Genomic DNA, 14,664 nt, shown 5'->3' with positions numbered 1-14,664 from the left:
TAAGTTAAGATTCGCTACATAAGTACATCACCAAACCCAACCAGCAAAAGTTAACTTTTCGTGCTTTAAAAAACCTATAAAGGATTAAAACGCGGTCTTTTCGCTTCAAATCGGAGTAGACCACGGGTAGAAGTGTATATATTCTGCTGAAAAATCCGTTTCAGAACCATTTTCAGAGTATGTACCTAACCAAAAAATCCCGATATGCACGATATTCTCGGTAAATGCACGATAAAATTGAGATATGCTCGTTAATTAGATCATATGCACGATAAAATTGAGATATGCTCGTTAATTAGATCATATGCACGATAAAATAAATATATGCACGCTAGCAAGATAAAATGCTCGTTAGCCCAAATATATGCTCGAAGGCGAAAATTCACCACCCGCCAATATATGCACGTTAACGAAAATCCACCCAACCCCTAGTATGCCCGTTAGCCAAAAACACCCCACCATTCTAAAATCCGAGGATCATCCGTATACAAAACAACTATCCTATGATATGCTATTGAACGTACTTTGTGTAAGACGTGGTTCGTAACCATCCCACGATAAAAAACTAAGGGAGAGAATTAAATATGAAAGTAAAAACGCTTGTCGTGAATGGGATATTGGCAGCTTTGTATATTGCTGTTACAATGCTTATTCAACCTTTTGGATTTACCCAAGTACAATTTAGGGTTTCTGAAATTTTTAATCACCTCATCGTGTTTAATAAGAAATACTTTTTTGGGATTGTATTGGGAGTATTTTTAGCTAATCTTATGTTTTCACCTCTTGTTCAATTTGACCTTATCTTTGGTGTAGGTCAATCAGTAATCGCATTATTGATAACAATTGTGAGTGCTCGTTTCATTAAAAGTATTTGGGTACGAATGATTGTGAACACGTTAGTTTTTACATTTACAATGTTCATTATTGCATTTGAGCTCAATCTTGCTTATGGTTGGCCGTTTTTATTTACATGGTTAACTACAGCAGCTGGTGAATTTGTTGTGTTAGCTATAGGTGCACCAATCATCTACTTGTTAAATAAGCGAGTTAATCTCGAGAAAATGATATAGTTACTAGATTCCAGTATAAACAAAGAGGAGAGAGTTACTTCACAAAGAAAACGTGAAGTACTCTCTCCTTTTGCATTTTTTTATAAAAATAGGCTAGTACTAACGAAAATACATAAAATAATTCATATAATACGTACCGTTTCGTATAAATATAAAATACCTTTTTTATATTCATAAAGGGTATTTGGGTTTCGTTACCGAATACTATTTCATACAATAATGTTGGAAACAGGGGGAGTACTAGTGGCGGAATTTATAGCTTCATTTCAAAGTGAAGAGTTTATCACAATGACAATTCGGATCTTTTTAGCAGCTTTATTATGTGGCTTAGTGGGATTGGAACGAGAAATTAATAAGCATCCAGCTGGATTTCGGACACATCTGTTAGTGGGAGTGGGGTCTTGTATAATGATGCTTATGTCTCTGTATGGATTTCAGCCATATTTGGATATACATGAAAATGTAAGATTTGACCCGGCTCGGATCCCATCGTATGTCATTAGTGGGATTGGATTCCTAGGAGCTGGAACAATTCTTGTTAGGGATGCTACGGTTCGGGGATTAACAACAGCTGCCTCTATTTGGGTTGTTGCGGGATTAGGATTGATAACAGGGGTTGGCATGTATGCACCAGCTATTTTAACAACAGTAGTAGTATTACTAAGTTTGATTTTTTTAAATAAATTTGAGGAATTGTTTTTTAGATCTAACAAAAAACAAACGATACATATCGTTATTCATAAAGAAACTCAATCATTGGAAGATGTTCTGAATCTGTTTAAATCAAGAGGATTAAAAGTAAAGGACTTTACAATGAAATACTCAAAATCATCTGATGATGCAACTAGTTTTCAATATAAAATTGATGTGGAAATAAAAAATAAGCAAGAGAGAGCTAAAGTGTACGAGGAATTTTCAAACTTAGAGATGGTCCAAAAGATTTTCTAGGTTTAGATACCCGTTGTTATTGGCAAAAATATTTGTGTGAGGAGTCCTTATAGTTGAAAAAATGGAGTATTCATTTTATAGTATACATATAGTCAAATATAGTCAAAGTCAGAATGAGGTGGGAATGAAGTGAGAAATATATCTGATATCATTGAACAGTATTTAAAACAGGTTCTTGATATGAGCGATCGAGCAATTGTTGAAATTAAGAGAAGTGAAATTGCAGATAAATTTGAATGTGTCCCATCTCAAATTAACTATGTGATAAATACTCGTTTCACTTTAGAAAGAGGATATCTCGTTGAAAGTAAGCGAGGTGGCGGGGGATACATTCGAATTATAAAGGTAATAGCGAATGATGATTCTCATTTAATTGAACAACTTATAAGGCTAGTCAATAAAAGAATTTCACAAACAAGTGCAGAAGACGTTATTTTACGATTAGTTGAAGAGGATGTAATCTCGAAAAGGGAAGCGAAGATCATGTTAAGTGTGATTGATCGTTCGGTGCTTTTTATTGAGTTGCCTCATCGGGATGAGTTAAGAGCAAGAATGTTACGTGCAATGCTTACTTCATTATTGTATAAATAATCCACTCTTTGTAAGGTTGAAAATGGGAGAGGTGCTAAAATGATATGTCAAGAGTGTAATCAGCGGCCTGCTACATTACATTTTACAAAAATAATAAATGGTGATAAGACTGAGGTCCATATTTGCGAGCATTGTGCACAAGAAAAAGGTGAGATGTTCATGTTCCCGGGAAGCGCTGGCTTTTCCATCGATAATTTATTAGCTGGCTTATTGAATATTGAGCCGATTAAAGGAGCTAAGCCTAATGCTTTCCAGCAAAATGAAGTGCTGCAATGTGAAAGCTGTAAGATGACGTTTCCGCAATTTGCAAAAGTTGGCCGGTTTGGATGTTCAAATTGTTATCAAACCTTTGAGAAACATCTTAATCCGATTTTAAAAAGGCTTCATAGTGGAAATACAAATCATACTGGGAAAATTCCGAAGCGTATCGGCGGAACCATTCATATTCGAAAAGAAATTGATCAACTAAAACAAAAGCTAAAAGAATATATTAGCCTAGAGGAATTTGAAAAGGCAGCTGAAGTACGAGATCAAGTAAGGTCTTTAGAAAAAAGCTTAAGTGGCCATCGAGAGGGGGAAGAGTAGTCTATGTCCCTGGAACGTTTTATCAATCAAGCACTTAGTCCGTGGATGAATCAGGATGGTCCTGATTCCGATATTGTACTAAGTTCAAGAATTAGACTTGCTCGAAATTTTAAACATATACCTTTTTCTACAGTTTGCACAAATGAAGAAGCGCAAGTAATCGTGGATCTTTTTGAAAATGAGTTTGCAGGTAAAAGCGTTCCATCAATTGGTGAATTTGAGTTACTAAAAATGTATGAATTACAGCCAATCGAAAAAAGAGTATTGGTCGAAAAGCATTTAATTAGTCCACATCTAGCAGAAGACTCTGCGTTTGGTGCATGCCTTTTATCAGAAAATGAAGAAGTAAGCATCATGATTAATGAAGAGGACCATATTCGAATTCAATGCTTATTTCCTGGATTTCAATTATCTGAAGCTCTACATGAAGCAAATAATTTGGATGATTGGATTGAGGAGCATGTGGACTATGCATTTAGTGAAACAAGAGGATACTTAACAAGCTGCCCAACAAATGTTGGAACAGGGCTTCGTGCATCCGTTATGATGCATTTACCAGCACTTATTCTTACACATCAAATGAGCAGAATTATTCCAGCAATTAATCAGCTTGGGTTAGTTGTACGTGGGATATATGGTGAGGGTAGTGAAGCTCAAGGAAACATTTTTCAAATTTCAAATCAAATTACATTAGGTAAGACGGAAGAGGACATTGTCGAGGATTTAAAAAGTGTAGTGACACAGCTTATTTCACAAGAGCGCTCAGCAAGGGAAGCTCTCTTAAAAACGTCTAATATTCAACTGGAGGACCGCGTATTTAGATCATACGGTGTACTTGCAAACAGTCGAATAATTGAATCAAAAGAGGCGTCGCGGTGTTTATCAGATGTACGATTAGGAATTGATCTTGGCTATATAGAAAATATATCAAGAAATATCTTGCATGAACTAATGATTTTAACACAGCCAGGATTTTTACAATCATATGCGGGTGGGGCGCTTCGTCCTAACGAAAGAGATATTAGGAGAGCATCGTTAATCCGAGAACGTTTAGCGATAGAAAATCATAAGACTAATGACATGGAGGGTGATGCGTCATGATGTTTGGAAGATTTACAGAAAGAGCTCAAAAGGTATTAGCATTAGCACAGGAAGAAGCGGTTCGCTTAGGACATAATAATATCGGAACAGAACATATTTTATTAGGTCTCATTCGAGAAGGTGAAGGGATTGCCGCGAAGGCATTATTAGCACTAGGCCTTGGCCCTGAAAAAATCCAGAAGGAAGTAGAAACATTAATTGGTCGTGGACATGAAGGGTCTCAGACCATTCATTATACACCTCGTGCCAAAAAGGTGATTGAGCTTTCAATGGATGAAGCTCGCAAGCTTGGCCATTCTTACGTAGGAACAGAACATATTTTATTAGGACTGATTCGCGAAGGAGAAGGTGTAGCAGCTCGGGTATTAAATAATCTTGGGGTAAGTTTAAATAAAGCTCGACAACAAGTACTGCAATTATTAGGAAGCAATGAATCCTCTGGAGGACATCATGGTGGAGGTGCTGCAAATGCAAATACCCCAACATTAGATAGTCTTGCAAGAGATTTGACTGTGATTGCGAGAGAAGGTAGCTTAGACCCTGTCATTGGGCGCGGTAAAGAGATTCAACGTGTAATTGAAGTATTAAGTAGACGTACAAAGAACAACCCTGTATTAATAGGTGAACCTGGTGTAGGTAAAACCGCAATTGCTGAAGGGCTCGCACAGCAAATTATTAATAATGAAGTTCCTGAAACATTACGTGACAAACGAGTGATGACACTTGATATGGGGACTGTCGTTGCAGGTACGAAATATCGTGGGGAATTTGAAGATCGTCTAAAAAAAGTGATGGATGAAATTCGTCAAGCAGGAAACATTATTTTATTCATTGATGAGCTCCATACATTAATCGGTGCTGGTGGTGCAGAGGGTGCTATCGATGCTTCAAATATTTTAAAACCATCATTAGCACGTGGAGAGCTTCAATGCATCGGTGCAACAACCTTAGATGAATATCGAAAATACATTGAAAAAGATGCAGCATTAGAGCGAAGATTCCAACCGATACAAGTAGACGAACCATCTGTTGAAGAATCCATTCAAATTTTACAAGGCCTTCGGGATCGGTATGAAGCACATCACCGCGTGTCAATAACAGATGAATCGATCATTCAAGCGGTTAAGCTTTCAGATCGTTATATTTCGGATCGCTTTTTACCAGATAAAGCAATCGACTTAATCGATGAAGCTGGCTCAAAAGTCCGCCTTCGTTCATATACAGCTCCACCTAACTTGAAGGAGCTTGAGCAGAAGCTTGAGGAAGTTAGAAAGGAAAAGGATGCAGCGGTTCAAAGCCAAGAATTTGAAAAGGCAGCATCATTAAGGGATTCTGAACAACGTCTTCGCGAGCAATTGGAAGAAACGAAAAAGACTTGGAAAGAGAAACAAGGCCAGGAGAACTCAGAGGTTACCGTTGAGGATATAGCAATGGTTGTTTCGAGCTGGACCGGTGTACCTGTTTCGAAGCTGGCACAAACTGAAACTGATAAATTATTAAATATGGAAGATATCCTCCATTCTCGTGTAATTGGGCAAGAAGAAGCGGTTAAAGCGGTGTCGAAAGCGGTACGCCGTGCACGGGCTGGATTAAAGGATCCAAAACGTCCAATCGGATCATTTATTTTCCTAGGGCCGACTGGTGTAGGTAAAACAGAATTGGCAAGAGCTTTAGCTGAATCCATATTCGGTGATGAGGAAGCGATGATACGTGTAGATATGTCTGAGTATATGGAGAAGCATTCGACTTCACGTCTAGTTGGTTCGCCTCCAGGTTATGTTGGGTATGATGAAGGCGGTCAGTTAACGGAGAAAGTTCGCCGTAAGCCATATTCAGTTATTCTCTTAGATGAGATTGAAAAGGCACATCCAGATGTATTTAATATTTTACTGCAGGTGCTTGAGGATGGTCGTTTAACAGATTCCAAAGGTAGAACAGTTGACTTCCGTAATACCATTTTAATTATGACATCTAATGTTGGTGCAGATACATTAAAACGTAATAAATATGTTGGCTTTAATGTACAGGATGAAGGTCATGATTATAAAAACATGAAGGATAAAGTTATGACTGAATTAAAAAAGGCATTTCGTCCAGAGTTTTTAAATCGTATCGATGAGATCATCGTCTTCCATTCATTAGAGAAGAAGCATCTAAAAGAAATTGTTACATTAATGGTAGACCAACTTACAAAGCGTTTGAGTGAGCAAGAAATAGAGCTTGAAATAACAGATGCTGCAAAAGAAAAAATTGCTGATGAAGGATTTGATCCTGAGTATGGAGCACGTCCATTACGTCGTGCGATTCAAAAGCAAGTTGAGGATCGATTGTCAGAGGAATTATTAAAAGGAACCATTAGCACAGGGCAAAGGATCGTCCTTGATTATGAAAATGATTTTATTGTTCGAACTGCAGAAAAAGAAGTAGTACAATAGGAAGAAAGAAGAGGTATACATCAAACAAAGTTTTCGTGTATACCTCGTTTTCTTATTATGCGATGTGAGGTTACTATAATGGCGAAAAGTAAAACAAAGTTTAGCTGTCAGGCATGTGGATATGAATCCCCTAAATGGATGGGAAAATGTCCAGGATGTAACGCTTGGAATACATTAGTTGAGGAAATTGAACAAAAGTCTACAAGAAAAGGTGCCTTCAACCATTCAAACACAACTGTAAAAACAAAGCCTTCCCCAATCACTTCAATCGAAACAATGAATGAGCCTAGAATGTATACGAATAACAAAGAATTCAATCGAGTATTAGGTGGAGGAATTGTTCAAGGATCCCTCGTCCTAATTGGTGGTGATCCCGGTATCGGGAAATCAACATTATTGCTGCAAATATCATCTCAATTAGCAATGAAAAATAAAGTTCTGTACATATCAGGTGAAGAGTCTGTCAAACAAACAAAGCTACGCGCAGATCGTCTTGGCGTTACATCAGACCAATTATTTGTTCATGCAGAAACAGATCTTGAATTTATTTCCCAAGCAATTTTAGAAATAAAACCTTCATTTGTGGTTATTGATTCCATTCAAACAATCTACCATTCAGATGTCACTTCTGCACCAGGGAGTGTTTCCCAAGTTCGTGAGTGTACAGCAGAATTGATGAGGATCGCAAAGACAAACGGAATTGCAATTTTTATTGTCGGCTTAAATTATAAGAAAATGATAAAACATCTTATACCATTAAGTGAAATGAGTATAAATCCATATATACCAAGGGATATAACCATACTAAGGTTTTATCCCTTTATTTTTTTGTTGATAAAACTATATAATCATCATAGAATTAGATGAATAAATATTTGGGGGGAGGATAGTCGGAATTTATGGTTGGTGAGTTAGATAAGCATAGGAAAAGTAATGTTATTTCGATAAAGAGGAATATTCAATATAGATTTGTACATGAAGTTTGTAAATGGGAAAAGGAATATCCTAATGGTAATAAGGAATTAAAAGAATACGTGTTGATTATGGTTGAGCAGGATAACGGAGGGAATAAGAGGAGAGTTGTTCATCCCTTGAGCGAGTATTTATTACAGCCAAGGAAAAGAGGGGGAAGGCTAAAGGTTAATTCCCTAACAACAAAGGCCTCGTATATAGTTAGATTTCTGAATTATATCCTCATTGAGAATAGCCATATATTTAAAGTTAAGGATATTATGGATTTAAGATTTGAGCATGGTGTGGAATTTCTAAATTATTATGCAACTACAGGTGTAAAAAGAGAGACAGTAAAATACTGTGAGAATGAGCTAAAGCAACTATATTACTTCCTTGCAAAAAGGGGTGTACTAAACTTTATTTCCCTAAGTGATTTTGAATTAGGAAGCGGTAAGTATGATTTAACCGAATTGGTACATTCTCCGTTTTATGGGGTAGATTATCCAGATGATGATTATGATAATGTCCTGCATTATTTACCACAAGAGTTAGTGTTAATTTTTCTTGATACTGCAATATCTGATACATCCGTTTCTCGAATAGCATTAGGTGTATATTTTCAATTCTTTGGAGGACTTAGGGTTGGTGAAGTTGTGAATATCTCAAGGTCGTCTGTAAGTTTAAAAGGACCATTTGGGAAGTTTGGTATCGTAGTTAATTTGAAAAACAGGAAATTTAGAAAGGATTTGAAACACCGTAGTTCAGGTGGTGCTGTAAAAAAAATCAGGAAACAAGCAATATACCCTTATAAGGGAAATCTTTTAGAGAAAATTTATAAAAACCATATTGAAAACTATAGGGCAACGGATGGAAGTAATGCTTTATTTGTCAACGATGAAGGAAAGGCAATGACTGATTATTCTTATAGATATTACTTTAATAGGCTCAAAGAGATTTTTATTAGACGCTTGTTGGATTCTGATGATGTCATTTTAAGAAACTACGCAGTATTTCTAAAATCCAAAAAGTGGTCAACACATTTGGGGCGTGGGGTTTTCTCAAATATGATTGCAGAAGTTGCCACCAACATTACCCAAATCAGACAAGCCAGGGGAGATAATACTTTTGATGCTTCAATGTCATATTTAACTGATACGGAGAAAATGGCAAATGAATTATACAGCAATCAAATAGACATGTGGGAGATGCTTTTAAAAGACGTTACGGAACACATTAAAGAGGAGAATGTGGAATGATTCAATCCTTTGATAAAGAATGGTACACAACAAAAGAAGCACAGGAGCTAACAGGGGAAGATAGCAGGAGGCTTACCAAAAAAATAAGGGAAGGTAAGCTGACAAGGTTTAAAAAAGTTGAATCACAATACCTAATCCACGTTAGTGTTCTTGAAGATTTGTTTAAACAAAAGGATTTATTGGAAAATAATTATATCAGTTATCAAGATACTGCACGTATATTAAATAAAAGTTTAAAATCAGTAAATGATTTAGTTTACAGAGGTACGTTCGTTGATGTTATAAAAGTTGGCCGAGTGGCTTATATTTCAAAAACTGAAGTAGAAAAATATATTGATAGACAGAGTGATACAATCTCGCCACAGGATGTTATTGAGATTACTGGTTTAAGCAAATTTGATGTTAGCAATCTTATTTCTGACGGTACTCTTAGAGCAGAACAAGTCAACGACTATCTTTGGTATGTTTCCAAAAAGTCTGTGGATGCTTTCATAAAAGAGATAAAGAACAGTCATTCAATTGATGATATATGTGAACAGTTCAACATAGATAGTAAAGATATAGATAGGTATAAGAAAATTTCTTGGTTAAAAACATATAATGTCAAAGGTTTTGGAGAAAGGGTTATTCAGAAGGATTATATAAATTTCTCCAATATGAAAAAGCGGTATCTTACTATTCAAGATATAGCAAAAGAATTAGGGATTAAAGAAGGCGTTGTTAGAAACAGTTTAGTCTATACAGGCTTGGTAAAATCCAAAAAGATACAAGAGAAAATTTATGTAGTAACGAGAGAAGAAATACAAAGATTTTCCCAGACAGTAAAGGGCGTAAAAATTATCTATCATGGAAGGGAAGAGCATAAAGAATATTTTAATGACTTTATGGATGCGTTAGAAACGGAAACTGAATATAAAGAATCTCTTGCTATATATAGGAATTGGTCGAGGAGAAAAATAGGAAAGGCGAAAGTAAGAAACAAGAAATTATATGTGAGTTATTTGCTAAATAATGCCGAAAAGTTTTTCAGTTTATTAAATAAAGAGGTCTGGGAACTTACGGATACTGATATACAGAACCTCATTAATAACGAAAATACAGCCTTTTCTTCCAAAGATAATGAGTTATTATTTGATTTTTTAAGGCACTGCAAAAAAATGAAAGATTGTTCATATTCAGAGGATTACTCTTCAAGTGTTATAAATAACAGAGATTCAAAAGAACAAGAAGACAGAATTTATACAAAGGAAGAGTGGGTAGCAATCTGTACTCAATTATCCAATGTTAATTTGCATATGGAAAAAGCAATAGAAAGTAGTAGATATGCAGAAGCATGGTTGTTTACGTTACTACATCTCTCTTTAGCTTGGAGGAATTTTGATTACAGTAAAATTCCTTCTCCGTCTCTTGAAATAATTGGGATATCTGGTTTTGAATGGTTTAATACTAATGAATTTAGTCTTGAGTTAGCACAAAGAGTAATTAATGATGTAAGAATGAAAGGTAAAGATATTATAGCCAGTAAGAACAAAGTGAAAGCTACGTTAGTTATAGGTCTAACAATACCTACTGCCCTTGCATTTGTGGTTTGTGAGATTCATAGAAGGAATTCCATTGTGGATAATGACCGTCTCTTATCATCAAAATTACGTTCCTACGATTATAAAAAGGTTTTGGGTGAAGAATTACCAGCCTTTAAAAGTCTGAAGTGTAACCGTACCTTACTGACCTACCAATTTGAAACAGCGGTAATTCACGAAGGTAGAGCACATATTGCCTATCAATTAAGCTCCTATTCCAGAGCACACAAGGGTTATACGGATAGACCAAATGATATTACAAGTGTCTATTTGGTTACGACAAATACCGATGTGAGTGCAGACAATATCTCTTTTCACCTTTTTGAGAGAGGATTTTTTGGTTGGCAGATTGGGATGATGTTAAGTGTGATTTCTGATAAAGAAAATGTGAATTTAAAGGAAAAAACCAGCCTAATTAAGCAAGTAAATGATGAAATTTCTCCGTTAATGGTAGAAACTATTTCTGAATATGTTAATACAAGGCATGAAGAAGCTGAGGAGTTATTGAAGGAACTTATGTTAATGCCGACAGAAAAAATTCGTGAGAAATTGGATGAAATTTCCCAATTAAAATCACCAGCAATCATTGAACATGGGCAGTGTATAAAAGGTATTAAAAATTGCCCTTACACAATGAGAAAGACCTGTTTTGGTTGTAAATATTTAATCCTGACAAATTATATTTTAGAAATATTAAATACTCATTTATTTGATTTATTTAAGAGGTTAGAGGATACACCTATTTCCAACCTAAATAAAAGAATAAAATATACTCATATGATTCACCAACTTATGTTTATTCTAATGGATTTTAAGAGAGCTTATAATAATTTTGATGAAAACTATATCAGTTCCTTTATTGACTTAAATGCGTTAAAGGAAAAATTTCAGCATTTAGAAAGAGAGAAATTTTTAAAAATAGACAATGGAGGTGAGGTGCTATGAGAAACTCAGTTAGAATTGGTTTGCAAGATGAAGGGATATTAATACGTGACATTATTAAACAAGAGGATACAACTGTAATTTCAAGAAAAACATATATTAAATTTGATAAAAGAAATATTGATGAATTTGAGGAGAAATTTAACGAATTAAAGAGTGAAAACATTTTAAGCCCAGAATGTAGTTTTGAAGACAATGAATGGTACGGGTTAGCAATAGATTGGAACATACACTTAAAATTTGGTGATTTTGAGTATAATCAATCATTGTATAATGCTTTAAAGTGCTTTGTTATTACTGAGTTGTATGATAGAAGAATTTCGCTAACTGTTATAGGTTTAAGACTATCTGAAATTAAGAAAACTATAAAAATGACAAAAAACTATAAAGAAGAATGTTTAGAGGAGTTTATAAGATATATTGAGAGCAGACCCCCCAAGGCATTAAATGATTTTAAATATGGAAACACTGCTTTTTTATATTTTTATCCAATTAATGATTATGAAGATTATTTAGTCGAGTTGTCTTATATCCCTGGAATTAAGGTCATGGGGGAAGACGTAAGAGAGTTACCCCCGTATAAAAGCATAGTATGGTTTGATTATTTGATAAGTGATTTTATGTCAACAGCAGAGGTGACTCTAAAAAGGAAATACTATCCAGTTTACCTTTGGTGGAGAATTACAACGGTAATTCCGCTTAGGCCAAATGAATTTCTAAAGTTAAAAAGGGATTGCTGTTACTATAATCCAAAAGACAATGAATACTATATCGAAGTTCCGAGGACAAAACAACGACCAAATCCACTTTCTAAAAGAAGGGTCGTACCTATAATTGATAAATTAAAAACAAACAAGGATATCTATGATTTAATTGAAGATTATATAAAACTTACTGGTATTGGTGAAGAGCACTTTCTTTTTTCGCTAAAAGGTTTTGACCACTTGAACGATAAATTCTTTAAAAACAGAGTCATAAAAGAGAGGATTATACAAAGAGATTTTGTAACCTTGCTATCTGACTTCTATAAAGAAATTATTCAAGAGAAATACCAATTTAACGTCTATGAAAACAAAGGTGAATTTGAGTATGGTGAATTAAATTTCATATTAGTAAAACTAAGACCTGGCGATACAAGACATATGGCTTTTTGTACAATGATGCTACAAGGGTTTAACCCTTTAACTATTGCACAAATTGGAGGACATGAATCATTATACTCTCAAAATCATTATTTGAGTCATCTTGCAGAGTTTACGGAAGCCCATTCACTTATGTTAGCGAAATATATCAAACAAAACATAAATAAACCAAATGACAATGTTAATGATTTGTTTACCTCTGCTGAAAAACGGCAATTAGCATTTAAAACTATGGATAATGTTAATTCACGTAATATTGATGGAGGTCTCTGCTATAGCCGAAACTTTCCGAAAGAGTGTATAGATAAAGATTGTTTGTTTTGTAGTTATTTCCGTTTTAATTTTGCTGATGCAAAATATTCCGATATTGAACAATTGAATAATAGTCTTACATTCATTAGAGATGAAATCAAAGTCAAAATTGGATTTTTAAAAAGATATTATGAGGACATGACAAAGACAAGAAGAAACGAATTTGATGCGATACAAATAAATGAAAGTAACGAAAAAGAACTTCAGAGAGAAAGTAAAGAACTAAATATTCTTGTTAATCGGAAAGCTGTGTTATTAGCTCACATTGAAAAGTTAAATGAAATAGATTAGGAGGTGCTTCCCATCAAGAAGAAAGTTGTATATAAATGCAATAATTGTGGGTTTGAAGCAATAAAATGGTCGGGTAAGTGTCCGAACTGTGATAAATGGAATACTCTTGAAGAGTCTATTGTAGAAGCGAAAAAATCCTCTTCTGCGAAAAATTCACAAATAATTAGGAGACCAGTGCAAAGACTGGCGGATATTCAGTCAAGTAAGAGTGATAGAATTGTTACGGATATTGGTGAATTTAATAGAGTAATGGGTGGAGGAATAGTAAGAGATTCCATAACAATTGTAACTGCCAAGCCAGGTGCGGGGAAATCAACGCTATTACTACAAGTAGCCCAAGATGTGGCTTCTAAAGGATTGAAAGTTCTTTATGCCTCTGGTGAAGAAAGTGAAAGTCAAATAAAAAATAGGGCAGATAGAATATTAGGGGAACTGAATACAAATATTTGGGTTGTTTCAGATACAAGTATGGATAATGTACTTGCTTCAATAAGAGAAGTAGATGCTGATTTAATCATTGTTGATAGTATTCAGACGTTTACCTTGGATGAACATCTACCCTCCAGGGCTGGTTCTCCAACACAAACTATGGAATGTGCCAATGAACTTCTTAGAATTGCTAAAGACAGCGTAAGACCGAGAGCAGTGCTGTTAGTCGGGCAAATGAATAAAAATGAAGAAATAGCTGGTCTTAGAGCACTTGAACACCTTGTAGATGCTGTATTAATCATTGATGGTGAAAATGGAGAAGAGTTGAGAGGAATAACTGCAAGTAAGAACCGTTTTGGAAGCACTGGTGAGACCTCTTTTTTCTCTATGACAGAGGATGGAATGAAACCAATAGAAAACCCTTCAGAATACTTTATGACGCAAAGAGAAGGTAATACAGAGGTTTCAGGTAGTGCTTTAACTGTTGTTCGGGAAGGGACAAGACCGATAATCGTAGAGATTGAAAGTTTGGTTGCTGTTTCTTTTACTCCATATCCATCAAGAATAAGTGAGAATTTAAAAAGAGAACACTTGAGTACCTTGATATCCATCTTAGAACAACGTGGAGGTATAGACTTTTTTAACAAAAATGTTGTTGTAAAAACTACAGGTGGGTTGAAGTTAAAAGAACATTCTGCAAACCTTGCAATTATAATGAGCATTGTTTCATCGGCCAAAGATAGAGGAATACCAAGTGACACACTGTTTATTGCGGATATAGGATTGACAGGCGAGTTAAAAAGAGTACCCTCTCTTGAGGCAAGATTAAAAGAGGCAGATAGAATGGGGTACAAGAGAGCCTTTGTCCCCAGAAAGGCATTACAAAAGCAAATTCATTTTGAGAATCTAAAGGTTATTCAATTGAATACTTTAGGTGAGGTTATAGATGCTGTTTTCAAATGATTGATTATCGCCACAAGGAATTTTTGTAATGTAAAAGTTTTTAGCCACAGAACCCTACCTAAATT

The 14,664-nt window shown here is 35.1% G+C and carries 10 protein-coding genes, 1 pseudogene and 1 riboswitch; all 11 genes and pseudogenes read left to right on the top strand.

All coding sequences use genetic code 11. From position 1 onward, the window contains the following. The first annotated feature begins 530 nt into the window (after positions 1-530). A riboswitch (PreQ1 riboswitch) is annotated at positions 531-575 on the top strand. 9 nt (positions 576-584) lie between these two features. After that, complete coding sequence (locus MJG50_RS12410) at positions 585-1,070, top strand: QueT transporter family protein (RefSeq protein ID WP_240256053.1); 486 nt, start codon at positions 585-587, stop codon at positions 1,068-1,070. Between the two features lie 243 nt (positions 1,071-1,313). Beyond that, on the top strand, positions 1,314-2,018 hold the full coding sequence (locus tag MJG50_RS12405) for an MgtC/SapB family protein (RefSeq protein WP_431307278.1): 705 nt from the start codon (positions 1,314-1,316) through the stop codon (positions 2,016-2,018). Between the two features lie 129 nt (positions 2,019-2,147). Beyond that, a complete protein-coding gene (locus MJG50_RS12400; protein WP_240256052.1) occupies positions 2,148-2,609 on the top strand; it encodes a CtsR family transcriptional regulator in 462 nt (153 codons plus the stop codon). Between the two features lie 39 nt (positions 2,610-2,648). After that, positions 2,649-3,194 (top strand): protein-arginine kinase activator protein McsA, encoded by a 546-nt coding sequence (gene mcsA / locus MJG50_RS12395; protein ID WP_240256051.1) that lies wholly within the window; start codon positions 2,649-2,651, stop codon positions 3,192-3,194. 3 nt (positions 3,195-3,197) lie between these two features. Further along, positions 3,198-4,295 (top strand): protein-arginine kinase McsB, encoded by a 1,098-nt coding sequence (gene mcsB, locus MJG50_RS12390; protein ID WP_240256050.1) that lies wholly within the window; start codon positions 3,198-3,200, stop codon positions 4,293-4,295. Next, positions 4,292-6,730, top strand: coding sequence for an ATP-dependent protease ATP-binding subunit ClpC (clpC, locus tag MJG50_RS12385; protein WP_240256049.1), 2,439 nt, complete (start codon positions 4,292-4,294; stop codon positions 6,728-6,730). The genes mcsB and clpC overlap by 4 nt, the downstream gene beginning before the upstream one ends. Before the next feature lie 78 nt (positions 6,731-6,808). Beyond that, positions 6,809-7,450: pseudogene (locus MJG50_RS12380) on the top strand (AAA family ATPase); the annotation flags it as partial. Positions 7,451-7,629: 179 nt separating this feature from the next. Continuing rightward, entirely contained in the window at positions 7,630-8,940 is a 1,311-nt protein-coding gene (locus tag MJG50_RS12375; protein WP_240256048.1) for a site-specific integrase, read from the top strand. Next, on the top strand, positions 8,937-11,465 hold the full coding sequence (locus MJG50_RS12370) for a helix-turn-helix domain-containing protein (RefSeq protein ID WP_240256047.1): 2,529 nt from the start codon (positions 8,937-8,939) through the stop codon (positions 11,463-11,465). Before MJG50_RS12375 ends, MJG50_RS12370 begins: the two co-directional genes overlap by 4 nt. Further along, positions 11,462-13,207, top strand: coding sequence for a site-specific integrase (locus tag MJG50_RS12365; RefSeq protein ID WP_240256046.1), 1,746 nt, complete (start codon positions 11,462-11,464; stop codon positions 13,205-13,207). The genes MJG50_RS12370 and MJG50_RS12365 overlap by 4 nt, the downstream gene beginning before the upstream one ends. Before the next feature lie 3 nt (positions 13,208-13,210). Next, positions 13,211-14,599 (top strand): DNA repair protein RadA, encoded by a 1,389-nt coding sequence (radA, locus tag MJG50_RS12360; RefSeq protein ID WP_240256045.1) that lies wholly within the window; start codon positions 13,211-13,213, stop codon positions 14,597-14,599. Positions 14,600-14,664 lie beyond the last annotated feature (65 nt).

Source organism: Fredinandcohnia quinoae, from assembly GCF_022427965.1.
Taxonomy (GTDB): domain Bacteria; phylum Bacillota; class Bacilli; order Bacillales; family Bacillaceae_L; genus Ferdinandcohnia; species Ferdinandcohnia quinoae.
The sequence above is the reverse complement of the archived record's forward strand: the minus strand, read 5'-3'. Positions and strand labels throughout refer to the sequence as shown.